The sequence below is a fragment of the Aeromonas sp. QDB39 genome (assembly GCF_027707585.1).
Classification (GTDB): Bacteria; Pseudomonadota; Gammaproteobacteria; order Enterobacterales; family Aeromonadaceae; genus Aeromonas; species Aeromonas hydrophila.
The window spans coordinates 1-25,099 of record NZ_JAPCIV010000007.1; the positions used below are offsets into that span (position 1 = coordinate 1).

The following is a 25,099-nucleotide window of genomic DNA, read 5'->3' on the forward strand; positions in this document are numbered from 1 at the left end:
TTGATATCAAAAATTGTTTTTGATGCTCGATGCTGTGAGTGCCCACACAGATTGCTTGATTCAAATTGTTAAAGAGCGACGCAGCTTTTGGCTGCTGCGGGAGTGGCATTCTACTCAACCGCCTTCTCGAGTCAAGCCTTATTTGCAAAGGCTTTTCGAGGTTACCGACCCGATTGTTTGCGTTGCCGCTTGCCGTGTCGATGGGGCGCATTATAGAGAGATTGATCACGCTGGCAAGGGGGTGAATGCAATAAAATTGCAAAAAAGCGCACTTTTTTAGTTATTCATATCCAAGCACAGCTTTTGTACAGACTTACCCACAGATAACGAGTAAAACAGGGAGATCCGAGTCTTCGTTTACCCTGTTTTCCATCCCCCCGCTTGAGCCAGCGCTCACGTTGACTTCCTATATATGCATCACTTCAGCCAACCCGGCTTCTTTTACCCAACGCGAGATCAGCTCGGCAGCCGGCCAGTCACGGCAACCAGAGACATTCTGGCCGGCCCAGAGCGGCGAACACCCAGTGTCTCCCCGCTGTTCGGCTGCACTGCGCAGCGGTGCCAGCGCGCCACTGGCATGAGGAAACCCAGGCACATCTTCAGACAGCGGGCCCAGCTCTCGCATCAGGCGATTGACGATGCCGCGGGCCGGGCGACCACTGAACAGGTTGGTCAGCGCCGTGTGTCGCCCTGCTGGCGAGAGCAGTGCCGCCCGGTGCAGGGCCGAGGTGGTCGCTTCATGGCAACAGAGAAAAGCGGTGCCCATCTGCACGGCGCTGGCGCCCAACTCCAATGCGGCGCGAATGCCGCGGCCATCGACAATGCCGCCGGCGGCGATGACCGGCAGCCTCACCGCCTCGACTATCTGTGGCAACAAACTAAAGGTGCCCTGCTGCAGACTGAGATCGTCCTCGAGGAAATGGCCGCGATGGCCGCCGGCCTCCAGCCCCTGGGCGATGATGGCATCGGCGCCATGGTCGGCGAGCCAGCGGGCTTCAGCGACCGTGGTGGCGCTGGCAAATACCTTGGCCCCGCTGGCCTTCACCCTGGCCAGCAACTCGGGCTCGGGCAGTCCGAAATGAAAACTGACCACGGCCGGTGTGAACTCGGCCACCATGGCGGCATGCTCGGCATTGAAGGGGGCCCGACTGGGGGCCGCCGTGCCGGCAGCATCACGCACGCCGTATTCGTCATAGTAAGGCGCCAGCCGCTGCAACCAGCGGGCCTGGACGGCGGGATCCGGCGCCTCCTGCCGGTGACAGAAGAAGTTGATGTTAAATGGCCCCTCAGCGCTCGCCGCCAGCCGGGTCAGCTCTTCGCGCAAGGTAGCGAGGCTCAGCATGGCCGCAGGCAATGAGCCCAGCGCGCCGGCCCGAGTCACAGCCAGTGCCAGCGCGCTGTCCTGCACACCGGCCATGGGGGCCTGAATGATGGGGTAGCGCAACCCCAGTTCGGCAAACAGCGTCATGATGTCGCCTCTCGCTGCTCCGTAGAGACACCTCCGACCTGGCTGCGCGCCAGGGCGATGGCCCCATCGATGGCCGCCCGGGCCTGCGGGCTGTTCTGCCAGCAGGTCGAGCCCAGCATGCTGGCCACCAATTGCACGATATGGCCGGTATCGGCCTCGGCCAATTGCACCAGATTGTGGTAACCAAGCTGTTCAAGCCGCCCGATGACGGTGGGCCCCACCCCTTTCACGCCGAGCAGCAGCGCCCGCTCCTCGCCCGAAAATCCTTGCTTGCTCTTCATTGATCAGACTCCTTTCCCATACCCTCATTGCACATCAGGCCCGCGAGGGGCCTGATGAAGATAAGCGGTCAACGTACGCTGCGCAGCAGGAAGTCCGGCTGACCGCAGGAGCGCAACTCGCGCTTTTGCATCTCGTCGGAACAGGTGACGGCTGCCGTCCCCTCCTTGTTGATGCAGATATAGACCTCCCGCAGGAAGCGGCCACCGTCGGCACAGGCCACCGTGATGTTGTCCGGGGCCAGCCAGTCGTTGGCACTGGCCAGATCCGCCTTGAGCTGGAAACGGCTCTTGCGCAGCGGCTCGGCGGGAGACTGATAGGCAGCCGGGATCTTCACTTTCTGGCGCAGGTCGCTGGCCAGCTGATGAAAGCCGCGCTGGCTCAAGCCGGAGCAAGTACCGTGCTTCTCCCACTCATGGCGATAGAGAAAACGGCTGGGATAGAGCCCGGCAAACTGCTGCTCCATCGCCGGATCCAGCCGCTCGCGGGTACAGCTGCTCGGGTAGCCGCGCTGATACTGGGGCCAGAGCCCGTGCAGCACGAATCCCAACTGGCGGGAACATTGGTCCCGGTCGGCCGGCTTGATGGCGCAATGCTCCGGTGACCAGGAGAGCGCCATGGCGTAATAGTCAAATTCACCAGCCTCCCCTTTGGCCTGCACGGCGGAGGAGAACCAGGGGGCCAGCAGCATGCCGAGCAGCACAACAATCTTCTTCATCTTGGGTATCCAGGGTTATACACATAATGTCGAGCGGGCCGTTTTGCCCTCGAGAACGGCCATGCTCCCATATTTTGCCCAGAGGGAACACCCTGCCGGGGCGCCGGCCCATGTCGGGGTCAGACCAGTAAAGGGTTTCCCCTCCCGGCACCGAGGCGTAAGCTGACTCTCCGGCGGGCCCGCACGTCCGGCCTGCTTCCCGTCCGCTTTCCTCTTCAACAGGATGTAACATGATCCGCAAGAATCCCTCCGGCCATCTGCCGGTCATCGACGAGTCAGCCTATATCGACAAGACAGCCATCATCTGTGGCAAGGTGATCATCAAGGAGAACGTGTTTGTCGGCCCCTATGCGGTGATCCGCGCCGACGAGGTGGATGCCAGCGGCGACATGGAGCCCATCGTCATCGGCGCCAACTCCAACATTCAGGACGGGGTCGTCATCCACTCCAAGTCCGGCGCTGCGGTCACCATCGGCGAGTACACCTCCATCGCCCACCGCAGCATAGTCCACGGCCCGTGCGAAGTGGGTAACCGGGTGTTCATCGGCTTCAACAGCGTGCTGTTCAACTGCCACATCGGTGACGGCGCCGTGGTGCGCCACAACTCGGTGGTGGACGGCTGCGATCTGCCGCCGGAGTTCTACGTCCCCTCCACCACCCGCATCAACCAGCAGAGCGATCTGGACCATATCCCGCGGGTGTCGGTGGATGCCGCCGAGTTCTCCGAGGATGTGGCCCACACCAACATCGATCTGGTCAAGGGGTACAAGGCGCTCTCCAACGAGTTCTGAGTCCCGCGGTTGCCAGGATCCACAACGGGCGCCGAGGCGCCCGTTGTCATGACTGTAAAGAGGGTGAAAAGGGAGCGTAAAAGCCGTTGAGCTAGCGGTCCGCCTGGCGTTTGATGGACCATCTTCCCTGAATGGAGTCATCCCCATGTCACGTTACCCCCTCGCGCTCACTCTGCTGCTTGCCAGCCTGTCGGCCCAGGCCTGCGAGCTACCACCTTCCCCAGCCGGTCGTCCCGATGCGCGCCCGCCGGCGTTGCCCGCCCCCCTCTATCACGCCAGCAAGCTGGGCCAGGATCCTCAGGCCACGGCCCAGGCGCTGTTCAAGAACATTCCGCCGGCCGAAGCCGACAAACGCTATGAGGTGGTAGTAAGCGTCCGCGAGCTGCCGCCCCAGCCCATTAGGATCCAACCTGCCGCCGCCCCACTCAAGGGGCAGTAAGGCTCACCGCTGGACCGGCCATGAAAAGGGCGCCGCAGCGCCCTTGTCGAGATCATGACTCGAATTCCTTAACGTGCCCGCACGCAGGCGACGCCGTGAGCCTCTTGTGGCAGATCCGTGATGAGCTCGCCGCTGCCCGGATCGAGCAGGGGAGCCTCCCCGTCGTCGTTGGGGGCATCACTGCTCCAGAGCCGGCTGTAGAGCGGCCAGCCCTGCTCCGTCAGCAGCTTCATCTCCTCACCGACTTGATGATAGGCGGCAAACAGTGCCGTCAGCTCCCTGGCCGCCGGCAGGCGCCAATCATCGTGGCCACGTGCCACCAGCTGCTGGCAGTAGTCGCGAGCCCGTTCCTGGCTCATCACCACATAGTCGTGGGGGAAGGGGTTGTAATCCCCATCTTCATCCCTGGCGCTGCCGTCGTAGGCCAGCGCCAGCCGGTCCGCTTCCGCGCGAGTCAGGGGGCAGACGAAGATCAACTCGCCCGCCGCCAGTTCGGGATGACGGCAGCCCTGGTTGAAGTCAGGCTGGGCATCCACCACCTGCACCGCCACTTCCAGCATCCGCTCACTCGTGCTCACCTGCACCCGGGCAGGCCCCACCGCCAGAGCGTGGAGCACCCCATCGCCGTCGACGCTGACCCGCTCCGGCGTCATGCTGCGCCACTGCATTGGGCCCTGCGCCGGACTGAGCATGCCATCGCTGAGCCGCAGTCCGGCCTGCAGAGCCAGCGCCTGGCCCACTTCCAGCCGGGGCGCTGCCGGCGTCACCTGCAGATCGATCACGATGGCAGGCACCGGCGCCTCGTCAGCCACCCCGCTCAATCCGAGTTCGGCGACCGTGGCCGGGGTGCGCCTCGGCTCGGCAGACACGCTGCGCAGGAACTCGCCGATGGCATCCAGCTCGTCGTTGGAGAGACCGAGCGCATGCAGGTGATCGGAGGCTTGCGGGAAGAAGGGATCGTACTGCGCCACCCCGGTCGGGAAGCCCACCCCGCTGCTCCACTTGGTCACCCCGAAGTTGTACATGGCCACCACCCCCTGCACGGAACTGCCGATGCGCTGCGCCAGGATGGGGAAGACCCCGTTGTGCATATAAGGTGCGGTAAACGCCACGTCCCGCAGGCTGGGGGTCTTGAAGCGCCCCATGTCTGCCTTTTGGCGGGTGTGCAGGAAGCGGCCGCGGTCTTCCAGATTGCGGCCATAGTAGGCCAGCCCCACGCTCTCGAACCGGTACTGGCTCAGCAGCGGCCCGGAGTGGCAGTTCATGCAGCGGCCATCGGTGCGATAGAGGTGCATCCCCCACAGCGCCTTGTCGCTCAGGGCCTGCCCGTCGCCTTGGACGAAGCGCTCGAAGTCGCTGTCGCGGCTGATGATGGTGCGCTCGAAGGTGGCGATCGCCTTGGCAATCCGCTCCAGGCTGATCCCCTCGTCACCGAACGCCGTGGCAAAGGCCGCCGGGTAGTCGTGGCTGGCTTGCAGACGCGCCAGCAGTTCGTCGTGATCCAGCGCCATCTCCACCGGGTTCTGGATGGGGTGCAAAGACTGCTCCTCAAGGGAGCCGACCCGGCCATCCCAGAACTGGCTGCTGCTAAAGGCACTGTTGATAATCGAGGGGGCGTTGCGGGTCCCCTTCTGCCCCTGGTGGCCCACCGAGACGCTCAGCCCGTCGCTCCACCCTTTTTGCGGATCGTGGCAGCTGGCACAGCTGATGTCTTGCGCCCGGGAGAGCCGCTTGTCGAAGAACAGTTGCTGACCCAGCACCACCTTGGCCCGGCTGTAAGGGTTGTCGGCCGGGAAGGGCACCGCCGGCAGCGGCCCCAGCTCCTGCCACTCGACCCCCTCATCAACCCTGGCCGCCGGCCATTGGGCGGCAGGGCCGGCATACCGGGCGCGCAGGGCGGCCATGTCGGGCATGCTGTCGTCACGGATGACCGAAGGGCGTACCGGATAGGGCGCCAGCACATACCAGAGCACGCTGCCCTCCCCCTCCTCGAGCCAGCTGCCCGTGGCGGGCTGGTAAAGAGCGGGGTGGCCGGCGCCGTCCTGCAGCCAGATCCGGGTTGGCACAGCCAGGGCAAAGGTGTGGGGGTAGCGCCAACTCTGCTTGTCCGCCGCCAGCAACCGTTCGAATTCGGCCAGGCCAGGCAGTCGCCAGTCCCTGCGTCCGCAGCCGGTTGGCACCACCCCCAGCCCGGCACGGCTGGCCTGCGGCAACGCACTGCTGCCGCTGGCGTGCAGCCAATACTGGCTGCCCTTGACCCCGGCGGTGCTGCGCACATCGTGCAGGCAACGCCAGTCAGTGCCGCTCGTCAGCCGACCCTGCTCATCAAGGCGCAGCAGGTCGGCCGTCTCCGGCTCGTCGGGCTGGCGGGGTTGGGCGGGATAGAACAGCAGCCTTGCCGCCTCGATGGGGCCGCTGTTGCTGCGCCGATACCAGCTGCGTTCCCCCTGATCGGCACGCAGGGCCAGCAGCATCTGCCAGCTGTCCGGATAGTTGAGCTCGGCTCCCGGCTGGCGCTGGGCCAGCAACAGGGTCGCATAGTCCTGAATGAGAGGTTGCTGTTGCAGACGGATCTGTGCCAGTTGCCCCCACTCGCCCTGATCGAGAGTGCCGTCCCCATTGCGGTCGGCCAGCAGGAACAGCGCCGTCTCCTCTTCATCCAGTCGCAAGGAAGGCACGTCAGCGCGCCGGGCCGACAGGGTCGTGGCGCCCAGATCGGCCACCCGGGCCGTCGCGGCGCGCAGAATATAGCTGCCGTCGCTCCCCACCAGCTCCAGCGGCTGATCCAGCAGCAAACCGGCCGGCAGCGTCATGATCAAGGGGCGCTCCTCCCCCACCTCTCCGCTCACCGCGATGCCAGTAGCGGCCTGGCGCAGCAGCAGGGTGGCCCCCTGACCCAGGCGGGCCGTCACATCGAGCCGCACGGTCAACTCGCTGCGGGTATGGGTCGGTACCGGTTCAATCGGCGGCTCTGTGGGTGGCGTCACCACCGGAGGTTCCACCGGCGGCTCTACCACGGGCGGTGTCACCACCGGCACAGAGGGAACGGGCGCCTGGCTATGGTTGTCATTGCAGGCGGTCAGGATCAGCAGGCTGACCAGTAAGAGGCTGGTTTTCATCGTGCAAAGGGTGAGTGGTCTGAGGAGTCGGCGATTATCCAGTCAAATGACAATCATTATCAATATCACCTTGCAAATATGTGTTTTGACAACAACCACGCTGTCGCGGGCACCATGACAAGAGGGCAGGCATCCGTCGATGCCTGCCCTCTTTATCTCCGTGTACCGGTCAGCCGGCAACCTCGGCTCGCTATCAGGAGCACTTCTTCAGGCTGATATGCCAGTTGGCGCCGGATTGCACCTGATGTTGGGCGGCGAAGCTGTCCATGTTCAGCGCCACCGACACCTGCAACAGGCTGTTGAGGTAGACCAGCGGCTGGCCTTCCGGCACGTCGCCAAAGCTGCTGACATAGGGGGCCTTGCCCTCGTACTTCAGTGCATCCCCTTCGCTGATCTTGATGCAGGCGTTGTCACCCTTGTTGATCCCCGCCTTGGTCAGCAGGCTGTCGTCGATGTTGGTCCAAACGTTGCCGTACTGCACGTCCAGGATCGGAATGGTGCCCTTGAGGGTGCCATCCTGCTCGGCCACTGCCGGCTGATAGGGGATCTTCACCACCTCGGCCGGCAGCTTGGGCCCTACCTGCTCATAGCTGATGGCACCGGAGGCGAGCCGGGCGCCGGTGTAGGCATAGACGTCGCGACCGTGGAAGGTGTAGGACTTCTCGGAGCCCTTGAGACGGTTGGTCTTCTCGTCGATCTGGCGCACGGTGTCGATGCCGAAGTGTTCGGCCACCAGGGTCAGGGTGCCGTTGTCCGGGCTGACGATGTAGTGGCCGCTCTTGGTCTTGAGCACCACCGACTTGCGATCGGTGCCGACCCCCGGATCCACCACGCTGACGAACACGGTCCCCTTGGGCCAGTACTGCAGGGTCTGATAGAGGCGGTAGGAGGCTTCCCAGATGTTGTAGGCCGGGATCTCGTGGGTCAGGTCATAGAGCGGCAGGGTGCGATCCACCCCGAAGGCGACTCCCTTCATGGCCGAGACGGCGCCATCCTTGAGACCGAAGTCGGTCTGGATCACCAGCGCTTCGTTGGCGGTGGCAAGGCTGCTGGCCAGCAACAGGGCGAGCGCAAGCGCACGGGGGGCGGTACGAATATCCATATCTGAACTCCTGAAGGTAACGACAAGACAACCATCTAGACATCCAGAATGCCATTACTTCCATATATTGCAAGCCGTATTCCCCGGATGGGGGGCGCCGAAAGCCCTCGCCAGCAGGTCGCGGCGGGTGTATGGATAAGGCTGAGTCGCGACCGCCACTAAGGAGACCCCATGACCCGCCACCAGACCGCCATCCTTCTCAGCCTGGGGGAGCACAGCAGCCAGCTGCAGCTGACCCGGGCCGACGGAACCCGCTTTACCCGCGACCTGGGCTTCGGCCTCGAAGCCATGACACCGGGCCCGTTTCGCCGGGATCCGCCGAGCGCGCTGGAGCTGGAGCAGGCCATCATGGTGGTGGAGGACGTGCTGATGCCGCTGGCCGCCGAGGTACCGCCCCATGAGGTGGTGACCCTGCAGGCGCCGCTGCCGCTGGCCGAGGTGCTCGGCAGTCGTGAACTGAGCCGGGAGAGCCTGGAGCAGCTGTTCGGCCAGTTTGCCGCCATGGTGGAGGGTGACCCGCTGGCCGCAGCCAACCTGCCCAAGACCCGGCGCTTTGCCGCAGCCCTCTTGATCCTGCGCGAATGGATGCACCATCTGTCGGCCGAGCGGGTGGTGCTGGCCGACTGAGTCACGCTAGCCGGCAGCCGGCTCGAAGCGGGTGCGCCAGGCCGCCCAGGCCAGCCCCAGGCTGATCAGCACGCTGCCGACGGTGAGCAGATCCACCGCCGCCTGCACACCGGCACCATCGCTGACCCAGCCCAGCAGCACCGGCACCCAGTTCGCCACATAGGCGATCACGTAGAAGAGCGACACCAGCCGGGCGTGGCTGGCAGCCGGCGCGATGCGGTTGACCAGGGTCGCACTGCCGACGAACACCGCGCCCTGGGCATAACCGGCCACCAGCAAGCCGAGCACCGCCAGCCACCACGACTGGGCATGCACGGCGCCGGCAAACAGCAACATGCAGAGCGCCAGCGCCAGGGCACCGCTTTGCAGGGTGTGACGGGCATCGAGCCTGCGGGCCCAGAGCTGGCACAGGCCGGAGAGCACCATGTAGGCTGCGATGAGATAGCCGAACAGGCCCAGATCCCGCAGCCCCAGCAGCTGGCTCGCCACCTTGGGACCGATGGCCAGCAGGCTGGCCGCCACCGCCCAGGCGGTAAACAGCGCCAGTGCACAAATAAAGAAAGCCGCCCCGGTGGCCTTGAGCCCCTCCCCCAGCGATCCCCTGCCCTGCTGCGTTGCCGCAGCCGGCGCCCCTTGCGCGCTGGCCGGCCAGCTCAATGCCACCCCCGCCATGGCGCAGGCCGCCAGCCCCATGATGAGCAGGAAGGGCAGTTGGGTCGGATAGCACTCCAGCTGCAGCGCCAACCCGCTGAACACCGGCCCGAGCGCCAGCCCGGTGGTGAAGGAGAGGGTCGCGCTGAGGGCGGCCCGCTTGCCGCCATCGCGCGGGCCAAAGCGCAGCAGGGCCACGTTGGCGGCGCCGGTCAGGGCGCCGGTGCCGATCCCGGCCAGCACCCGCGCCAGCAAGAGCGACCAGAAGGAGTCCGCCAGAGAGAACAGCAGGGCGCCCCCCAGTACCGCCAGCAGGGCCGGCAGGATCATGGCGCGCAGATCGCTCACCCTGCCCGCCAGATTGCCCACCCCGAACAGGGAGATCAGCACCCCGCCCGCATAGCCGCCATAGATGAGGGTGAGGCTGACATCGCTCAGGGCCAGCACCTGCTGATAGTGGGGATAGAGGGGGGTGGGCACGCTGCTGTTGAGCAGCGCCGACATCAGCGCCAGCGGCAGAAACAGCAGGATGGCGCGATGGGAGGTGGCCGCCGCAGAGGGGGCGGCGGCGCAAAGAGATGATGACATGCAAGGCTCCGATGAGGGCGGGCAAGGCCGCTGACGAGAGGCGCCATGATAGCGCCCATCAAGGCCCCTCGACAGCGACACGAATGCATCAGTCTGCTTCAATAATGCATGTCAGTGACATCTATCTGCATGTCGAGAAGGGCACTCTCGCCTTGTGATCCCGCCGGCACTGGCTTCTAATGGGCACGCCCCGCCGGGGCACTTTGAGTGGGAGGCTCGATGATCAACTGGGACGACGCGCGGTTTTTTCTGGCATTGGCACGGCAGGGCACCCTGCGCGGCGCCGCCGGCGTACTGGGGGTCGATCAGGCCACCGTGGGGCGCCGCATCACGGCGCTGGAGCAGAACCTCGGCTCCAAGCTCTTTATCCGTACCCCCAAGCTCTATGATCTCAGCTCCCTCGGCGAGGCCATGCTGGCGGATGCCAGCGCCATGGAGCAAGCCATCAAGGCCATCGAACGCAAGGCGAGCGCCGGCGATCAGAGCCTGTGCGGCGAGGTGCGCATCGCCACCACCGACACCCTGGCTCAGGCCTTCGTGCTGCCCGCTCTCACCCTGCTGCGCGAGCGCCACCCCGGCATCCGGCTCAGCCTGCAGACCGCGGTCAGCGTCAGCGACATCGCCTACCGGGAGGCCGATCTCGCCATCCGCGGGCTGCGCCCGGACAACGACGAGCTGGTGATCAAGCGCCTCACCACCATAGAGATGGGGCTCTATGCCTCCCGCGACTATCTGGCCCGCCACGGCACGCCCAAGAGCGGCCACGCTCTCAGCCAGCACGCCCTGCTGCTGTTTGCCAGGGAGCTTGTCTCCCGCCACTGGCACAGCCTGTGCGGGGAGCCGCTGCACGAGCCCAACGTGGTGCTGCAGTGCAACGCCCAGCTGCTGTTGCTGGCGGCGGCTCGCCAGGGGCTCGGCATCGCCCTGCTCTCCACCTTTCTGGCAGACAAGGAGCCGGAACTGGTGCGCGTGCTGCCCACCCTGTGCGATCCGGTCGACATCTGGCTGGTGCTCCACCCCGACTTGCAAAAAGCCAGCCGGGTGCGCGCCGTGGTGGATGCGCTGGAAGAAGTGTTTCACTGCCGCTGAGCCGGCGGCGCCTTCTGCCCGCGGCCCCGCATCTGTTACCATGCCGGCCATCAAGACTGTTTCCAGCGCGGCGTGGCCGCGCCCATCCCGACGGGTACCCTTATGTCCATTGCCTCCTTCGCCGACCTGGCACTCTCCCCCCACTTGCAGCAGACCCTGGCCGAGCTTGGCTACGCCGCGCCGACCCTGGTGCAGGCCAGCGCCATCCCGGTCATTCTGGCGGGACGCGATCTGATGGCGGGCGCCCAGACCGGCACCGGCAAGACCGCCGCCTTCGTGCTGCCGCTGCTGGAGCAGTTGCTGCAAAACCCGACGAACGATGCCCCTAGCCCCATCCGTGCACTAGTGCTGGTACCGACCCGCGAGCTGGCGGTGCAGGTGCATGAGAGCGTCACGCGCTACGCCAAGGGCACCGACCTCACCAGCACGCTGGTCTACGGCGGGGTGAGTATCGCGGCGCAGGTGGAGGCGCTGAAAGCCGGGGTGGATATCCTGATCGCCACCCCGGGCCGGCTGCTCGATCATCTGCGGCAGGGGGCGCTGAGTCTGGCGGCGCTGCGCCATCTGGTGTTTGACGAGGCGGACCGGATGCTCGACATGGGCTTTATGGACGAGATCAAGGCGCTGCTGAAACAGATCCCGGCGGATCGCCAGACCCTGCTGTTTTCGGCCACCTGCGATGACAACCTGTTTGCCTTGAGCAAAGTGTTGTTGCGTGACCCGGCACTTATCGAAGTAGCCCCGCGCAACACCACGGCGGCCGAGGTGGAGCAGCGGGTCTATACGGTGGATGGCGATCGCAAGCTGGCGCTGGTCGAACACATGCTCAAGGTGAAGGGCTGGGCGCCGACCCTGATCTTCAGCCGCACCCGCCAGGGGGCCGACAAGCTGGCCCAGCAGCTCGGCAAGGCGGGCATCAATGCGCTGGCCTTCCACGGCGATCTATCTCAGAGCGCGCGGGAGAAGGTGCTGCTGGAGTTTCGCGCCGGCACCCTGCAGGCGCTGGTTGCCACCGACGTGGCGGCCCGCGGCCTAGATATCACGGATCTCAACTATGTGATCAATATGGAATTCCCGTTTGTGGCGGAGGATTACGTGCACCGCATCGGGCGCACTGGTCGCGCCGGCAACAAGGGGCTCGCCATCACCTTGTTCAGCCCGGAAGATGCGCCACTGTTGGAGAAGGTAGAGGCTGTGCTCGACACCCGTTTGCCCCAGCAGTGGTTCCCGGGCTTTGAGCCAGATCTGACCCGCTTCGAGCCCGAGCCACGTCGCAGCAGCAAGGCAGCCCAGAAGCAGCGCGCCCGAAAGCAGGCGCTGGCTGGCAACAAGGGTGGCAAGGGCAAACGCTAAGCCGCCACTGCACCGCCGATAAAAAAACGCCCGACCGGGCGTTTTTTTATTTGCCGGCCGGCGGCTACCCGTTACTGGCCAGCATGGGCGGCAGGGCCCGCAGGATGCGCTGCTCGGCCAGGGTGGAGAGCACGAACATCACCAGATAACCGAGGCCGAGCGCCACGATAATGGCCACCACGTTGGTGGTGAAGCGGGCCACCAGGTAGTAGGCCGCCACCAGCGCCACTATGCCCACCGCCCGGATCAGCAGACTCTGGGTAAAGTGGCCGTGGGCCTTGATGTAGGCAAGCTGGTAGCCGTTGAGCATCATAAAGATGAAGAAGAGGGAGAAGTGCAGCAGCACCGGCACGGCACCCAGATAGTCAGCCGGGAACAGCAGCGACACCAGCGGCTTGCCCGCCAGCAGCATCACCAGAAAGAACACCAGGCTGACGATGGCGCTGAGGCGGAAGATCCAGCACCGGATCAGCCGGATCTGGCGGTGATCGCCGCTGCGCAGATTGACCGCCAGCTCAGGCAGCACGAAGCGGTAGATGGGGAAGACGAACAGGGTGGTCATGTAGGTGAAGATGGGGCGCACCACCACCTGAAAATCCCCCAGCTCGTCGAGGCTGAAGTGGCGGATGGTGAGCAGGACCGTGATGTAGATCATCAGGATGCTGGCCCCCGCCTCGAGGGAGGCGGTAAAGCTCTTCTTCACATAGCTGCGCATCTCGGGGCCAAGCTCGACCTTGGCCAGCGGTCGGGTGGCGATGGCCCGACGGCGGTGCAGATACATGTAGCCGGCGATGGCGAGCGAGGAGAAGGTCAGCCCGTAGAAGAGCGAAGGGAGCGCATCCAGGCCAAGGGCGAAATAGCAGGCCATAAACAGCAGGCCATTGGCCAGCGGCTCCAGCCAGGTGACCCGGTTGGAGATCCCGTACATCCGGTACATGGCCACCAGATTGGTGAAGTAGACCTTGAGCCCCAGCCCGAAGATGACCCCTACCAGTTGCAGATATTCGGCCCGGATATGGAGCCCGTGCTTGATGTAGGGGATCACCAGCCCCCAGGTGAGCAGCACCATGCCGATGAGGAAGTAGCGGAAGATATTGATGATGTCCCGATCGTTTTTGGTCTGGGAGTAGCTCACCACCATGGAAGAGCGAAAGCCGGTCATCAGGATCAAGGAGAGGGAGATCAAATCCACCACGCTGTTGAACAGCGCCAGTTCCCCCTTGGCCACCCACTGCGCCAGCCACACCTTGAAGGCGAAGCCGATGATGATGCTGGCCAGCGACGCCCACATGCCGGTGATGAAAGCCTGCTTGAGGCGGCCAAGTGAATCGGGTTGTTCGTCTTGAATTGCGTGCATCACGAAAGGCCCGCTAACTGCGTGAAGAGAGGCCCATCTTATGAAAGGGGGCCGCCCTTGAACAGCCCGAAACAGGGGGCAAGGGCGTCCCCCTGCCAGAAACGCCCGGCCGGGCGTCTCTTTTAGTGCGTCCAGCACGTCATTCGTGCTGCCGCCGGGCGACTTATGACTGGGGTACTGCCTTGATCAGCGCCTCGTAGTGATCGATAAGCTCGGGGCCGTGCAGTGGCGAGTCGTGACCGCCCACCACCGTCTTGATCGGCAGCTTCATCGCTTTCAGCCGCTCAAGTGTCTGCGGATAGGCCTTCACATCGGCAAAGCTCAGGTTGCCCAGCTTCTCCTTGAGGATGCAGTTGCCATAGAGCACCAGCTGGTCGGGGAAGTAGACAAAGATGCCGTCCGGCGTGTGGGCCGGGCCCGCGTAGAAGGCGCGCAGCTTGCCCTCTTGCAGGGTGAAGTCGCCATCGTGCACCACGTTGGGCAGCACCAGGGGCAGATCCGGGTACTCCGGCAACCCCTTGCGGGTAAAGGCAACGATCTCGGCCCAGTCGCTCTTCATCAGATCCCGGGTCTGGCGGGTCGATACCACCTTGGCACCGATGGACTTCCAGTAGGCGTTACCGCCAGCCCGGTCGGTGTGGTAGTTGGTGTTGATCACCTCCAGCACCGGCTGGCGGCTGACTCGTTTGATCAGCTTGTGCAGCTCGCGGGCGGTATCCGGCGTCCAGGTCGCCCCTACAACAGTCACTCCCTTGGCCCCGAAATAGACCATGGAGTTCTCTTTGACGTAGTAGTTGTCCTCCACCACATAGACAGGGCCGCTCACCTGCGTCAGCGACATCCCCGCCGCCCGCACGCTGCCACCCCAGAAACTCGCCATCAGCACCACAGCCCCGGCCAGCCCGCACTTTATCCAACCCTTCATCATCTTGCTCCCTCGCTCCAACCGGCCCCTCGTCACCCCTGTGACAAGCCGGACCCATTTATCAGTGGGCAGAAAATACGGGGGATGTGTGAAGGGAAAATGGGCTTGTGTGAAGAGAAGGTGAAGTCTGAGGAAAGTCCGGAGAAATCGGCTGCAACCTCCTATTCGCGATCGTCCGAATACGCTGCGCTATTCGAACCTGCAACACAGATAACGGCCCCTCACCCTAACCCTCTCCCGAGGGAGAGGGGATGGTCCATGCCAATTCCAAGCCACTCATATTCACCCGCACCACCGAAGCCAACACACAATCAGCGGAGCATATTTGCTCCCTTCTCCCCCTTGCGGGAGAAGGGCTGGGGATGAGGGGGAGGTAACAATAAGCCACATACCGCCACGCACCGAGTCATGGCAAGACAGGCAAGAAACTCTGGATATCAGCGGCCTCTCGGCGACCTCCTATCCGCGATCGTCTGAATACGATTCACTATTCGAACCCATGGCACTAACTGTGAAGACAATCATGCAAGCTAAACAATGCTCAATCTATCCTGACAATAGATTAGAAAACAAATATGAAATCATATTATGATGCATGAAATTACTCACTAAAACGTGCAGGCACGGTGATGAAGAAAGAAATTTTCTACAAATACAGGGCAATGAATACTAACCTAATAGAATCTCTTTGTTGGGATAAAATATTTTATGCCTCACCCGCAACCTTTAATGACCCACTTGACTGCAAAATGTTCTCCATTGAGAATAATTCTTCAATTGAAGAGCTAAGAAAGATATATGCTAGGCTAAAGTTTCCTAGAACACTTAAAAATGCAGAAAAGAACATTAGAGGTAAAGACATTGAAGCAAAAATAAAACCCTTACTAGAAGAAATGGCAAAATCTATAGTAATAGATAACTTAAATAGAATGAGTTATAACTCAACCGATCCAGAGTATACCTGTACACCGGAGGATGCTGAAACTGGAATATTAACTTCAAATATACTTTCAGAGTTAAGGGAACATTACAGTAGAGGTGTTTTCTGTTTTTCGAAAGATGGGAAAAATATGCTAATGTGGAGCCATTATGGTGATGAACATAAAGGTATCTGTATTGGATATAGCAATGATAGAAAGCCTACACCTAATATAAGGCCAGTTATATATGGCAAGTATGGGGTGATAAAAACATCATCTCTTTATAAGGCATTCGTTAAAAATGATAAAGATGAACAAACAACCATTGAGAATGAAATTCTTTTAAAGAAAAGCAGTGCATGGAGATATGAAAAAGAATATCGCCTGATAAGCAGCACAGGTCTTCAAGACTCCCCTCTAAAGTTAGAAGAGATAACTTTCGGCCTCCGCTGCCCAGATGAAGTAAGGCATACAATAATTAAAATGATGGAGGGTAGACGACAAGAAATAAAATACTATGAAATGGTGTTAACACACAAAAGCGCCAACCTAATCAAAAGCCCTTATAATGGAAATAGCGAATGGTCTATTAATTTCCCCCAAGTGGCACGTTCAGCCGTGGAAATTTTCGGTGAAACTGATATAGATTGTTAATCTATTAGGGTGCTCTTAAAAAGAGTAAAGCCCACCAGCATTATTGGTAGGCTTTATTTTTGTTATCACCAGACTAACACTGGCTATTTAAACTCTGCCAATAATCACCCCAACGGCGGCGTGCGTGGCGGCACCATCCGCTTGCTGCCGGTAGACTCGAAGGCCGAGGCAAAGCGCAGCAGCTTGTTGTCGTCATAGGCGCGACCGGCGAAGGTCAGGCCCACCGGCATGCCGATATCGGCCATCACCCCCATGGGGACGGTGACGGTCGGCACGCCGAGATGGCGAATGGCGAGGTTGCCGTTGGCAACCCAGATGCCGTTGCTCCAGGCGATATCGGCGGAAGCTGGATTCACATCCGCATCAGCCGGGGCGACGTCGGCGACGGTGGGGAACAGCACGGCGTCGAGCTTGAGCCCGTCCATCCAGTCCTCCAGGTCCAGCTTGCGGGTCTTCTCCAGCCCACGCAGGCCATCCGGCACCGAAGCAATCTCGTCAAAGCGCTTGAGGCCGCGTTTGGCCATATTGACGTACTCGTCCATGCCCGCCGCCAGATCGCCCTCGCGGTTCGGCAGGGTGCCCGGATCGTGGGGGAAGATCTTCGGCCCATCGACATCGGCCAGCTTGTTCAACTTGGGATCGCCGTTGGCACGCAGGAAGTCGTCGAACGCCCAGCCGGAGAGCTCCCACAGCTCGTCGTTGAGAAACTCCGGGCTCACGATGCCGCGATTGAACACGGTCGGCGCGCCGGGTCGGTCCCCTTCGCAGTTGGAGACCAGCGGGAAGTTCACTTCGATGACTTCGGCGCCCGCGGCTTCCAGCGCCTGACGGGCCTGCTCCCACAGGGCAATCACGGCCTCGCGGGTATGGATGCGCTGGCCGGTCGGGCCGCCGATACCGGGGTTTTCGCTGGTGCCGGCTAGTTCATCCTTGTTGATAAACATGCGCGGCACGCCGAGGCGCTTGCCCTTGAGGGCATCGGGCTTGGCAGCCAGCTCAAGGTAGGAAGCAGGACGCACCTCGGACGCTTTGGGAATCTTGACCCAGGGCTGCAAGCGCCATAGATCGCCGCGGGTGTCGGCATCGTCGGCGACCACTACGTCGAGCACTTCCAAGAGATCGGCCATGGTGCGAGCATAAGGTACCACCACATCCATGGTCGGGGTCAGCGGCCAGTTGCCGCGTACCGAGATGACGCCACGGGACGGGGTGTAGGCACACAGACCGTTGTTGGAAGCCGGGCCACGGCCGCTCGACCAGGTCTCTTCGGCCAGACCAAAGGCGGAGAAGCTGGCGGCGGTGGCGGTGCCGGCACCGTTGGAGGAGCCGGAGGCAAAGGGCGCGGTCAGGTAGTCGGCGTTGTAGGGGCTCTCGGCACGGCCATAGACGCCGCGCTGCATGCCGCCATTGGCCATCGGCGGCATATTGGTTTTGCCAAGGCAGATGGCACCGGCGGCGCGCAGCCGCTCGACGGTAAAGGCATCGCGCTGGGCCACCAGATCCTTGAAAGCCGGGCTGCCGGAGGCGGCGGTCAGCCCCTTGACCAGATAGCTGTCTTTGGCGGTGTAGGGGATGCCGTCGAGCGGGCTCAGGGTCTCGCCACGGGCGCGGCGCTCATCGGACGCTTGCGCCTCTTTCAGCGCATCAGGATTGGACACTACCAAAGCGTTGAGCTTGGTGTCGGTCTCGGGGCCGTTGTAAGCCTCGATCCGGGCCAGATAGGCCTTGACCAGTTCGACCGCTGTGGTGCGGCCTGCTTCGAGCGCACCGCGCAGCTCGGCAATGGAAACCTCTGTCACTTCGATCATGGGGATCTCCTGTAAAGGGTGACTGTTTGAAATGATGATCGCCGCATCAGCGCCTGCGACCATCATGTCATCAAGAGAGAAAACCCCACGGCGTGGGGTTTTGAATTTCTACACTCTTCGACCAGCTTACTGACCTGAAGGGATCTGCTGAGTAATGCAGTGGATATTGCCACCGCCCAGCAGGATCTCGCGGGCCGGCACGCCGACGACCTTATGCTCCGGGAAGATCTCTTCCAGAATACGCTGGGCTTCGCCGTCGGTGGCGGCATCCAGCAGCGGGTAGACGATGCGATCGTTGGTGATGAGGAAGTTCACATAGGAGCCGGCCAGACGGCCTTCTGCCTCGCGCGGCACACCGGTGCCGCTCTCGACACCGGCAGACTCTTCCTGAGTGCAGTAGAGCGGGCCCGGCTGGGGCAGCTTCCACACTTTCAGCTTGCGACCCTTGGCGTCGACCGCCGCTTCCAGCACCTTGAGGGCGGCCAGGGAGCGCTCGTACTGGGGATCGTTCTGGTCGTCAGTCCAGTGCAGGGCCACTTCACCCGGACGCACGAAGCAGCACATGTTGTCGATGTGGCCGTCGGTCTCGTCCATGTAGACGCCTTCGTCCAGCCAGATAAAGCTCTGCACACCCAGATAGTCGCGCAGGTGAGCTTCGATCTGCTCTTTGCTCAGGTGCGGGTTGCGGTTTTCGTTGAGCAGGCACTCGGCGGTGGTCAGGCAGGTGCCTTCGCCGTCGACGTGGATGGAGCCCCCTTCCAGAATGAGCGGCGCATCGTAACGGGCCATGCCGTGCTGTGCCAGCATCTGGGCCGCCACTTGCTCGTCTTGATCCCAGGGGTAGTAGAGACCGCCCTTGTGGCCGCCCCAGGCGTTGAAGCCCCAATCCACCCCACGGCACTCGCCGGCCGCGTTGGTGACGATGGTGGGGCCGCTGTCGCGGGCCCAGCAGTCATCGCTGTTCATTTCGACCAGGGTGACATGGGCAGGCATGATGGCGCGAGCCTGCGCCATAAACTGGGCCGGCACCCCCATAAAGACCGGGGTGGCTTGCCCAATGGCATCCGCCACCTTGGCGAAGGTGGCTTGCGCGAAGCGACCGGCCTCACGCCAGTTGTCCGGGCGAAACGGCCAGATCATCCAGACGGCCTGCTGGTGTGCCCACTCGGCGGGCATGGTGAAGCCGTCAGCGGCCGGCGTGGTGTTCATGGTCTTGATGCTCATCGCAAGGCTCCTTGCATGGATTGAGACCCCAGTTGGCACCGAAACGCCGCGCGGGGATCCTGGAAAAATAACAGTGGTCGCAGTGTAAGAAGTTGCGCTCACATCCATCAAATGAATAGGATGGATTGTCCCATAAGCTTGGCAAATAATCTTGATGAAACTGCACCAGCTCGACCTCAACCTGCTGCTCGCCTTTGACGCCCTGATGGCGCAGGGCAGTGTCACCCGCGCCGCCGAAATGCTCTTTATCAGCCAGCCCGCCATGAGCCATGCGCTCAACCGGCTGCGTACCTTCTTTGGCGATCCGCTCTTGGTGCGCACCCCGCAGGGGATGCTGCCGACACCGCGCGCCCAGCGGCTACATCTGGGGGTACAGCAGGCGCTGCGACTGCTGGAGCAGCAACTCAGCGATGAGGAGGTGTTCGAACCGAGCCAGTCGAAGCGCCGCTTCGTGCTCTGCACCACGGATTACGTGGAGTGCGTGCTGATCCCGCCGCTCATCCAGCGCCTCAAACGGCTGGCGCCCGGAGTCACCATCGAGATCCGCATCTTGCGCGACACCCTGCCCGAAGCCGAGCTGGCGAGCGGCGAGATAGACCTGGTGCTGGGCTTTGACGAATACATGCAGGTGCCGGGGTATCTCGGCAAGGAGACCTGGCTCACCGAGCCGCTGGCCGGGCTGGTGCGCGCCGATCTGCCGATGGCCGCCCCGGCACTCGCAGAGAGTGGGGATGACCCAACGCTGCAGGCCGAGCGCGTCAGCTTAGCGCAACTGATCGAGATGCCCCATGTGTTCCACTCGCCCCTTGGCACCTCGGAGGCGAGCCTGGATCGCTATCTGAAGACGCTGGGCTTCAGTCGCACCATCTCGGTCAACAGCCAGAGCTATATGTCCGCCGCCGCCATCGTCAGCCAGAGCGATCACCTGCTGGTGCTGCCCAGCATGGTGGCCGAGCTGCTCGCCAGCCACTGGCCGCTGAAAAGCCTGCCGCTGCCCGAAGATGTGCCGGATTATCACCTCAACTGCGTCTGGCATCCGGTGCATGCACAGCAACCCGCGCTGGTGTGGCTGAAGGATTTGATGAAGGAGCTGGTGAATCCGGAGTAACCCGGCTGGATGTGACCGCCCCCTCATCCCCAACCCTTCTCCCACAAGGGGAGAAGGGAGCTGAGCCTGCGCCACTGGCAACATGGCTGACAACCTGTCTGCCGGGGCGAAATACATCCCACCAGCACATCGACCTATCGATTCATCAGCTCATTGTCACATCACGCCACGATGGCCCCGAGATGACCAACAAAATGACAACTGTCACTCGATCTGTCCCCTCTCCCTCTGGGAGAGGGGCAGGGTGAGGGGACGCCACCCACTCAGTCACCAGACCGGGGAATGGCTATATCTAATAGGGTCAAATAGCTCTGGATAGGCACCATGAGAACCCATCCGTTTGCCAAGCGAATGAGGCGAGAAGCCACCCTTGCCGAACAGAAGCTGTGGCTGCAATTGCGCGACCGCCGTCTGGCCGGGGTGAAATTCCGTCGCCAGATGCCCATCGGGCCCTACATTGTCGATTTCATCTCTCTTGAGCAGAGGCTGATCATCGAGGTAGACGGGTCACAGCACAACGAACCGGCAGGGCGGCAATATGATGGCGCAAGAACGGCCTACCTCAATCAGCAGGGCTTTCGGGTGATCAGGGTGTGGAATAACGATGTGTTGAACCGGATGGAGGCCGTACTGGAACTTCTTTTGCTCTCATTGCACTGAGCAGAGCCCTCCCCCTCATCCCCAACCCTTCTCCCGCAAGGGGAGAAGGGAGCAAACAACCCGGCGGCGTGTGGCATCCCCAGAAACAACCATGGCTCCCGCAAGGGGAGAAGGGAGCAAACAACTTGGCGGCGTGTGACATCCCCAGAAACAACCATGGCTCCCGCGGGAGCCATGGTTGTTTCTGGGCGGCGCATTACGCCCGCAGGGCCGTCATCAACTGGGTGACCACGCCGCCCAGCAGGGCGGGATCGGGGCGGCACTGGGCAAAGGTGACCAGGCCCTGGATGTTGATGAGCAGGAAGGCGGTCAGGGTCGGGATATCGCGCCCGGCCGCCAGCTCGCCGCGCTCGAGGGCCAGGCTCAGCACCGCCGCCAGATCGGCATCCAGCTCGCCATAGATGGCCTTGAGCTTCAGGTGCAGCTCTTCGTCCTGCTCCGCCAGCTCCATCAGGGTGCGGGTCACCAGACAGGTGCCGCAGAGGGCGTCGTTCACCACCTGCTCGAGATAGGCCTGCACCCCCGCCAGCGGGCTAGCGGCGGCGAAGAAACTGCGCCGCAGGGCGCTCTTCTCCTGTACATAGTGATCGACTGCCGCCAGCAGCAGGCCGCGCTTGTTGCCAAACGCCGCGTAGAGACTGCCCGGATGCAACCCGGTCGCCGCCACCAGCTCCTGCATGGTGGTCTTGGCGTAACCCTTGGCCCGAAATGCCTCCATGGCATTTCGCAAGACGTCGTCCCGGTTGAACTCGGCGCTGCGCATGGTTTCTCCGTTGAAAAAGCGGATTCACCGACCAGGGGCCGGCGAGGGGAAATAAGAGGGCGGCAAGTTTACCCCAGCGGGCCGGCAACACCAACCCATGTTGAATGCTCGTTCAAAAAAGACTTGCACACAAAACAAAAAACGTCTTGAATGCACGTTCAAGAATCACTCCCTCAGGACAGACGATCATGAAGACCCTGTTTCAGCCCTATCGCCTCAACGACACCCTCACCCTCGCCAACCGTTTCATGATGGCTCCCCTCACCCGCTGCATGGCAGGCCCGGGCCTGGTGCCCACCGAGCAGATGGCCGCCTATTACGCGCGCCGCGCCGACATCGGCCTCATCATCTCCGAAGCCACCATTATCCGGCCGGACGGGCAGGGCTACCCCAATACCCCGGGGATCTACAGCGCCGAGCAGATAGCCGGCTGGAAGAAAGTGACCGGCGCCGTGCATGCCAACGGCGGCAAGATCTTCGCCCAGCTGTGGCACGTGGGTCGTCTATCCCACCCCTTCTTCCACCACGCCGAAGTGCTGGCCCCCTCCGCCGTCGCCCACGAGGGCACTGTGCCCCGCATGCGCGAGCTGGTCTATCAGGTGCCGCGCGCCCTGACCGAGAGCGAAATCGCCCAGCTGGTCGAGGATTACGCCCAGGCCGCCGCCAACGCCATCGAAGCAGGCTTTGACGGGGTGGAGATCCACGGTGCCAACGGCTACCTCATCGATCAGTTCTTGCACCACGCCAGCAACCTGCGCACCGACAACTACGGTGGCAGTCCGGAAAATATGAGCCGCTTCGCGCTGGAGGTGGTGGATGCCATCAATGCCCGCATCGGCGGGGATCGGGTGGGCCTGCGCCTCTCTCCCGGCGCCTACGTGCACCTCGAAGGGGATGCGCGGGATCGCGCCGTGTTCGACCACCTGCTGGCCGAGCTGAACCAGCGCAACCTGGCCTATGTGCATCTGGGCATCTTCGATGACAGCCTCACCTTCGACTACCTGGACGGCCGCGCCTCCGACTACCTGCGCGCCCGCTACGAGGGTCATCTGGTGGGGGTGGGCAACTACAGCGCCGAGACCGCAGCCGAGGCCATCAAGGCCGACCGCTTCGACCTCGTCGCCATCGGTCGCCCGCTTATCGCCAACCCGGACTACCTCGCCAAAGTGAAACAGGGCGACGCCCTGGTTCCCTATGCCGACACCATGCTGGCCGAGCTGGTCTAACGCTCGCCGGCACCTTGCCTGACCAAGGATGGGATCCGCGCCCTCGCGCGGGTTTCCAATGTTTGGGCCCCCTCCCGGGCCCTTTTTTGTGTCCGCTCGTTATGCCCGCCGATTTCACGATCCCTCGCCAGCGCAATAAAAAAAGTTGCTAGTAACAACTAGTTGGCTATATTGGTTGTTTATGACAACCAAATAGGAAGCCCTGATATGGATCCCCGCCCCCTGCGCGCCCTGTCGCGCGATCTGGTACGCGAACTCGGCATGCTCTCCCAGCAGTGCGGCGAACTGGCGCTCAGCCCGCTCGAAGCCCATCTGCTGATCGAGCTGGAGAGCGGTCCCGCCACCAACCAGCAACTGGCCGAACGGCTGCGCATCGACAAGTCCAACGCCAGCCGCCCGCTGGCCCGCCTGGCCGAGCGCGAGCTCATCAGCTGGCACCCCCATCCGTCCGATGGTCGCAGCAAGGAGGCGCGCCTCACCATCGCCGGCCAGGCCCAGCTGCTGGATCTGCATCAGGAGATGGACAGCGCCATGGAGGAGACCCTGGCCCAGCTCACCCTCGCCGAGCGCGAGCAGCTGTGGACCGGTCTGCGCCTCTATCGCAGCGCCCTCTCCCGCGCCCGTCGCCAGCAGGGTTACCGCATCCGTCCCATCACAGCCGCCGACAACCCCCATATCGCCGCCGTGATCCGTGCCGTCTCCGCCGAATACGGCCTCACCGCCGACAAGGGTTACGGGGTGGCCGACCCCAATCTGGATCGGCTGCATGAGACCTATCAGGGCGCGCAGAGCCGCTACTGGGTGATCGAGGGGCCGGACGGCACCATTCTTGGCGGGGGTGGCATAGCGCCGCTGGCGGGGGAAGAGGGGCAAGTCTGCGAGCTGCAGAAGATGTACTTCATGCCCTCCCTGCGCGGGCTGGGGCTGGGACGCCGGCTGATGCTGCAGGCGCTGGACGAGGCGCGCGCGCTCGGTTATCAGCGCTGCTACCTGGAGACCACCGCCGTGCTGCGCGAGGCCACCGCGCTCTACGAATCCCTGGGCTTCGAGCACCTGCCGGGCCCGCTTGGCTGCACCGGCCACGATGCCTGCGAGATCTGCATGGTGCTGGCGCTTGGCGCCGAGGATGGCCAACGACCGGCCTGAGTGATCAGCTAAGGACAAAAGGGCGGCAGCGATGCCGCCCTTTTGTTTGGCTGCCGCTCAGAGCTGGGCGGCGGGCGGCACGAAACGCAGCGCCACCCCGAGCCGGTTCCAGCTGTTGATGGTGGCCACCGTCACCGACAGCTGCACTATCTGGGCCTCGCTGAAGTGCTCGCGCAGCTCGCCATAGAGGGCGTCGGGTACACCGTCCGGCGGCAGCCGGGTCAGGCTCTCGGTCCAGGCCAGAGCCGCCCGCTCCGGGGCGCTGAACACGGTGGCATCGCGCCAGGCCGCCAGCTGATCCAGCTTGGCCTGCCCCACCCCGCTGCGACGGGCGATGTTCAGGTGATATTGCAGGCAGAAGCTGCAGCCATTGAGCTGGGAGGCACGCAGCTTCACCAGCTCGCTCAGGCTCTTGTCGAGGCCAGCCTCGTCCACCGCCTTGCCGGCGGCGATCAGGGCGTCGTGAGCCGCCGGCAGCAGCTGGCGAAAGTCGGGGTAATCGATGCGGGTGCTCATTCTGGTGTTCTCCTTGGGCATGATTTAATATCAGGGCACGAACAACATATCAGCACCCTGACATGATAAACAAGCCCCCCTTGAGTACAGAGCTGCCCATCCCCCTGCCCGCCCCCGGCGAGGGCAAGCGCGGCGAAGCGGGCCACCTCGGCTATCTGCTGCGCCAGGCCGCGGCCGCCCAGCGCCTGCGCATGGAGCGGGCGCTGGCGGACCTGCCCATCACGGCGCCCCAGTTTGCCCTGCTCACCATGCTGGATGCCTATCCCGGCAGCTCCAACGCCGAGCTCGCCCGCCTCACCCTGCTCACCCCCCAGACGGTGAGCCCCATGGTGACCAGCCTGGAGCGCAGCGGCCTGCTGGCCCGCACTCCTCACCTCCAGCATGGCCGCATCCAGCAGCTCAGCCTGAGCCCGGCGGGCGCCGCGCTGCTGGCCGAGGCCAAGGCCAGGGTCGCCCGGCTGGAGCAGGAGCTGGCCGCCCCGCTGGCCGAGGAGGAGTTGCTACTGGTCAAACGCTGGCTGGCGAGCCTCGCCAGCGGCATGGAGGGCGAGGCCTGACGCCAGCCGGT

23 protein-coding genes are annotated in these 25,099 nt (G+C 63.0%); 11 read left to right on the top strand and 12 right to left on the bottom strand.

All coding sequences use genetic code 11. The features are described 5' to 3' along the window. Positions 1-406: 406 nt before the first annotated feature. The 3 genes from PG899_RS05460 to PG899_RS05470 form a co-directional block, all read right to left on the bottom strand. A complete protein-coding gene (locus PG899_RS05460) occupies positions 407-1,468 on the bottom strand; it encodes an NAD(P)H-dependent flavin oxidoreductase (protein ID WP_077098261.1) in 1,062 nt (353 codons plus the stop codon). Beyond that, the gene (locus tag PG899_RS05465) at positions 1,465-1,749 is read right to left on the bottom strand and encodes a Pathogenicity locus (RefSeq protein WP_077098263.1); all 285 of its coding nucleotides are present in this window, start codon (positions 1,747-1,749) and stop codon (positions 1,465-1,467) included. The genes PG899_RS05460 and PG899_RS05465 overlap by 4 nt, the downstream gene beginning before the upstream one ends. 68 nt (positions 1,750-1,817) lie before the next feature. Then, positions 1,818-2,465, bottom strand: a complete 648-nt coding sequence (locus PG899_RS05470) for a ribonuclease T2 family protein (RefSeq protein ID WP_162518031.1) — start codon at positions 2,463-2,465, stop codon at positions 1,818-1,820. 230 nt (positions 2,466-2,695) lie between these two features. On the opposite strand from PG899_RS05470, the gene PG899_RS05475 reads away from it, so the two are divergent. Together PG899_RS05475 and PG899_RS05480 are read left to right on the top strand one after the other, a co-directional pair. Then, positions 2,696-3,256 carry a carbonic anhydrase gene (locus PG899_RS05475; protein ID WP_005309014.1) on the top strand — a complete coding sequence of 187 codons (561 nt, stop codon included), beginning with the start codon at positions 2,696-2,698 and terminating at the stop codon, positions 3,254-3,256. A gap of 145 nt (positions 3,257-3,401) precedes the next feature. Then, on the top strand, positions 3,402-3,695 hold the full coding sequence (locus tag PG899_RS05480; RefSeq protein ID WP_077098265.1) for a hypothetical protein: 294 nt from the start codon (positions 3,402-3,404) through the stop codon (positions 3,693-3,695). A 68-nt stretch (positions 3,696-3,763) separates the two neighbouring features. Here PG899_RS05480 and PG899_RS05485 read toward each other — a convergent pair whose 3' ends face one another. Next, the gene (locus tag PG899_RS05485) at positions 3,764-6,814 is read right to left on the bottom strand and encodes a cytochrome c peroxidase (RefSeq protein WP_077098267.1); all 3,051 of its coding nucleotides are present in this window, start codon (positions 6,812-6,814) and stop codon (positions 3,764-3,766) included. A gap of 193 nt (positions 6,815-7,007) precedes the next feature. Beyond that, positions 7,008-7,916 (bottom strand): SAM hydrolase/SAM-dependent halogenase family protein, encoded by a 909-nt coding sequence (locus tag PG899_RS05490; RefSeq protein ID WP_042051314.1) that lies wholly within the window; start codon positions 7,914-7,916, stop codon positions 7,008-7,010. 171 nt (positions 7,917-8,087) lie between these two features. Here PG899_RS05490 and PG899_RS05495 point away from each other — a divergent pair, with 171 nt between their 5' ends. Then, positions 8,088-8,543, top strand: a complete 456-nt coding sequence (locus PG899_RS05495) for a hypothetical protein (protein ID WP_103828945.1) — start codon at positions 8,088-8,090, stop codon at positions 8,541-8,543. 6 nt (positions 8,544-8,549) lie between these two features. Here the strand turns inward: PG899_RS05495 and PG899_RS05500 are convergent, their stop codons facing one another. Further along, positions 8,550-9,782, bottom strand: coding sequence for an MFS transporter (locus tag PG899_RS05500; protein ID WP_190283852.1), 1,233 nt, complete (start codon positions 9,780-9,782; stop codon positions 8,550-8,552). 219 nt (positions 9,783-10,001) lie between these two features. Between PG899_RS05500 and PG899_RS05505 the strand changes: the two genes are divergently transcribed. Both PG899_RS05505 and PG899_RS05510 read left to right on the top strand, forming a co-directional pair. After that, positions 10,002-10,871 (top strand): LysR family transcriptional regulator, encoded by an 870-nt coding sequence (locus PG899_RS05505; protein ID WP_077097956.1) that lies wholly within the window; start codon positions 10,002-10,004, stop codon positions 10,869-10,871. A gap of 102 nt (positions 10,872-10,973) precedes the next feature. Continuing rightward, on the top strand, positions 10,974-12,224 hold the full coding sequence (locus PG899_RS05510; protein WP_077097958.1) for a DEAD/DEAH box helicase: 1,251 nt from the start codon (positions 10,974-10,976) through the stop codon (positions 12,222-12,224). A 64-nt stretch (positions 12,225-12,288) separates the two neighbouring features. On the opposite strand, the gene PG899_RS05515 is transcribed toward PG899_RS05510, so the two are convergent. After that, entirely contained in the window at positions 12,289-13,581 is a 1,293-nt protein-coding gene (locus tag PG899_RS05515; RefSeq protein ID WP_077097960.1) for a lipopolysaccharide biosynthesis protein, read from the bottom strand. 163 nt (positions 13,582-13,744) lie between these two features. Next, entirely contained in the window at positions 13,745-14,509 is a 765-nt protein-coding gene (gene cphA / locus PG899_RS05520) for a CphA family subclass B2 metallo-beta-lactamase (protein WP_081398618.1), read from the bottom strand. A gap of 626 nt (positions 14,510-15,135) precedes the next feature. Between cphA and PG899_RS05525 the strand changes: the two genes are divergently transcribed. Beyond that, complete coding sequence (locus tag PG899_RS05525; RefSeq protein ID WP_077097964.1) at positions 15,136-16,080, top strand: DUF2971 domain-containing protein; 945 nt, start codon at positions 15,136-15,138, stop codon at positions 16,078-16,080. Between the two features lie 104 nt (positions 16,081-16,184). Here the strand turns inward: PG899_RS05525 and PG899_RS05530 are convergent, their stop codons facing one another. After that, entirely contained in the window at positions 16,185-17,888 is a 1,704-nt protein-coding gene (locus tag PG899_RS05530; protein WP_077097966.1) for an amidase, read from the bottom strand. A 126-nt stretch (positions 17,889-18,014) separates the two neighbouring features. Beyond that, positions 18,015-19,112: an agmatine deiminase gene (aguA, locus tag PG899_RS05535; RefSeq protein WP_077097967.1), complete on the bottom strand. Its 1,098-nt coding sequence runs from the start codon at positions 19,110-19,112 to the stop codon at positions 18,015-18,017. Positions 19,113-19,266: 154 nt separating this feature from the next. On the opposite strand from aguA, the gene PG899_RS05540 reads away from it, so the two are divergent. Beyond that, entirely contained in the window at positions 19,267-20,220 is a 954-nt protein-coding gene (locus tag PG899_RS05540) for a LysR family transcriptional regulator (RefSeq protein WP_179101521.1), read from the top strand. A 324-nt stretch (positions 20,221-20,544) separates the two neighbouring features. Beyond that, the gene (locus PG899_RS05545; protein ID WP_044799187.1) at positions 20,545-20,880 is read left to right on the top strand and encodes an endonuclease domain-containing protein; all 336 of its coding nucleotides are present in this window, start codon (positions 20,545-20,547) and stop codon (positions 20,878-20,880) included. Between the two features lie 196 nt (positions 20,881-21,076). Here the strand turns inward: PG899_RS05545 and PG899_RS05550 are convergent, their stop codons facing one another. After that, complete coding sequence (locus PG899_RS05550) at positions 21,077-21,643, bottom strand: TetR/AcrR family transcriptional regulator (RefSeq protein ID WP_024944533.1); 567 nt, start codon at positions 21,641-21,643, stop codon at positions 21,077-21,079. Between the two features lie 188 nt (positions 21,644-21,831). Here PG899_RS05550 and PG899_RS05555 point away from each other — a divergent pair, with 188 nt between their 5' ends. Together PG899_RS05555 and PG899_RS05560 are read left to right on the top strand one after the other, a co-directional pair. Beyond that, the gene (locus tag PG899_RS05555; RefSeq protein ID WP_179101522.1) at positions 21,832-22,869 is read left to right on the top strand and encodes an alkene reductase; all 1,038 of its coding nucleotides are present in this window, start codon (positions 21,832-21,834) and stop codon (positions 22,867-22,869) included. Between the two features lie 207 nt (positions 22,870-23,076). Next, a complete protein-coding gene (locus PG899_RS05560) occupies positions 23,077-24,015 on the top strand; it encodes a bifunctional helix-turn-helix transcriptional regulator/GNAT family N-acetyltransferase (RefSeq protein ID WP_077097973.1) in 939 nt (312 codons plus the stop codon). A gap of 57 nt (positions 24,016-24,072) precedes the next feature. Here PG899_RS05560 and PG899_RS05565 read toward each other — a convergent pair whose 3' ends face one another. Continuing rightward, on the bottom strand, positions 24,073-24,531 hold the full coding sequence (locus PG899_RS05565; RefSeq protein ID WP_011704690.1) for a carboxymuconolactone decarboxylase family protein: 459 nt from the start codon (positions 24,529-24,531) through the stop codon (positions 24,073-24,075). Between the two features lie 62 nt (positions 24,532-24,593). Here PG899_RS05565 and PG899_RS05570 point away from each other — a divergent pair, with 62 nt between their 5' ends. Beyond that, positions 24,594-25,088 (top strand): MarR family winged helix-turn-helix transcriptional regulator, encoded by a 495-nt coding sequence (locus PG899_RS05570; protein ID WP_135320598.1) that lies wholly within the window; start codon positions 24,594-24,596, stop codon positions 25,086-25,088. Positions 25,089-25,099: the final 11 nt, after the last annotated feature.

Coding starts and splice junctions, on each gene's coding strand:
- PG899_RS05460 (WP_077098261.1), bottom strand. CDS start 1,468: ATGACGCTGTTTGCCGAACTGGGGTTGCGCTACCCCATCATTCAGGCC.
- PG899_RS05465 (WP_077098263.1), bottom strand. CDS start 1,749: ATGAAGAGCAAGCAAGGATTTTCGGGCGAGGAGCGGGCGCTGCTGCTC.
- PG899_RS05470 (WP_162518031.1), bottom strand. CDS start 2,465: ATGAAGAAGATTGTTGTGCTGCTCGGCATGCTGCTGGCCCCCTGGTTC.
- PG899_RS05475 (WP_005309014.1), top strand. CDS start 2,696: ATGATCCGCAAGAATCCCTCCGGCCATCTGCCGGTCATCGACGAGTCA.
- PG899_RS05480 (WP_077098265.1), top strand. CDS start 3,402: ATGTCACGTTACCCCCTCGCGCTCACTCTGCTGCTTGCCAGCCTGTCG.
- PG899_RS05485 (WP_077098267.1), bottom strand. CDS start 6,814: ATGAAAACCAGCCTCTTACTGGTCAGCCTGCTGATCCTGACCGCCTGC.
- PG899_RS05490 (WP_042051314.1), bottom strand. CDS start 7,916: ATGGATATTCGTACCGCCCCCCGTGCGCTTGCGCTCGCCCTGTTGCTG.
- PG899_RS05495 (WP_103828945.1), top strand. CDS start 8,088: ATGACCCGCCACCAGACCGCCATCCTTCTCAGCCTGGGGGAGCACAGC.
- PG899_RS05500 (WP_190283852.1), bottom strand. CDS start 9,782: ATGTCATCATCTCTTTGCGCCGCCGCCCCCTCTGCGGCGGCCACCTCC.
- PG899_RS05505 (WP_077097956.1), top strand. CDS start 10,002: ATGATCAACTGGGACGACGCGCGGTTTTTTCTGGCATTGGCACGGCAG.
- PG899_RS05510 (WP_077097958.1), top strand. CDS start 10,974: ATGTCCATTGCCTCCTTCGCCGACCTGGCACTCTCCCCCCACTTGCAG.
- PG899_RS05515 (WP_077097960.1), bottom strand. CDS start 13,581: ATGCACGCAATTCAAGACGAACAACCCGATTCACTTGGCCGCCTCAAG.
- cphA (WP_081398618.1), bottom strand. CDS start 14,509: ATGATGAAGGGTTGGATAAAGTGCGGGCTGGCCGGGGCTGTGGTGCTG.
- PG899_RS05525 (WP_077097964.1), top strand. CDS start 15,136: ATGAAGAAAGAAATTTTCTACAAATACAGGGCAATGAATACTAACCTA.
- PG899_RS05530 (WP_077097966.1), bottom strand. CDS start 17,888: ATGATCGAAGTGACAGAGGTTTCCATTGCCGAGCTGCGCGGTGCGCTC.
- aguA (WP_077097967.1), bottom strand. CDS start 19,112: ATGAGCATCAAGACCATGAACACCACGCCGGCCGCTGACGGCTTCACC.
- PG899_RS05540 (WP_179101521.1), top strand. CDS start 19,267: ATGAAACTGCACCAGCTCGACCTCAACCTGCTGCTCGCCTTTGACGCC.
- PG899_RS05545 (WP_044799187.1), top strand. CDS start 20,545: ATGAGAACCCATCCGTTTGCCAAGCGAATGAGGCGAGAAGCCACCCTT.
- PG899_RS05550 (WP_024944533.1), bottom strand. CDS start 21,643: ATGCGCAGCGCCGAGTTCAACCGGGACGACGTCTTGCGAAATGCCATG.
- PG899_RS05555 (WP_179101522.1), top strand. CDS start 21,832: ATGAAGACCCTGTTTCAGCCCTATCGCCTCAACGACACCCTCACCCTC.
- PG899_RS05560 (WP_077097973.1), top strand. CDS start 23,077: ATGGATCCCCGCCCCCTGCGCGCCCTGTCGCGCGATCTGGTACGCGAA.
- PG899_RS05565 (WP_011704690.1), bottom strand. CDS start 24,531: ATGAGCACCCGCATCGATTACCCCGACTTTCGCCAGCTGCTGCCGGCG.
- PG899_RS05570 (WP_135320598.1), top strand. CDS start 24,594: ATGATAAACAAGCCCCCCTTGAGTACAGAGCTGCCCATCCCCCTGCCC.